Source organism: Citrobacter sp. Cpo074, from assembly GCF_030332745.1.
GTDB lineage: Bacteria > Pseudomonadota > Gammaproteobacteria > Enterobacterales > Enterobacteriaceae > Citrobacter > Citrobacter portucalensis.
This window is the reverse complement of sequence record NZ_JAOWHG010000004.1, coordinates 1-268: the sequence shown is the minus strand read 5'-3', so window position 1 is coordinate 268 and position 268 is coordinate 1. Positions and strand designations below refer to the sequence as shown.

The following is a 268-nucleotide window of genomic DNA, read 5'->3' as shown; positions in this document are numbered from 1 at the left end:
CAGTAAGGATGGTGGAGCTATGCGGGATCGAACCGCAGACCTCCTGCGTGCAAGGCAGGCGCTCTCCCAGCTGAGCTATAACCCCATCGTAAATGCTAATCTCTGTGTCCTAATTCGTTTCCGGGCAAGGCGCGGTGGTGCGAAGCATACTGAAGTATGCGAGCATCGCCGTAACACAGCACGGAGGCGAATTTGGTAGGCCTGAGTGGACTTGAACCACCGACCTCACCCTTATCAGGGGTGCGCTCTAACCACCTGAGCTACAAGC

1 tRNA gene is annotated in these 268 nt (G+C 56.3%); it reads right to left on the bottom strand.

Annotated elements, in window-relative coordinates:
- Positions 1–9 precede the first annotated feature (9 nt).
- Positions 10–85 (bottom strand) — tRNA-Ala (locus OGX83_RS00010).
- Between the last annotated feature and the right edge of the window lie 183 nt (positions 86–268).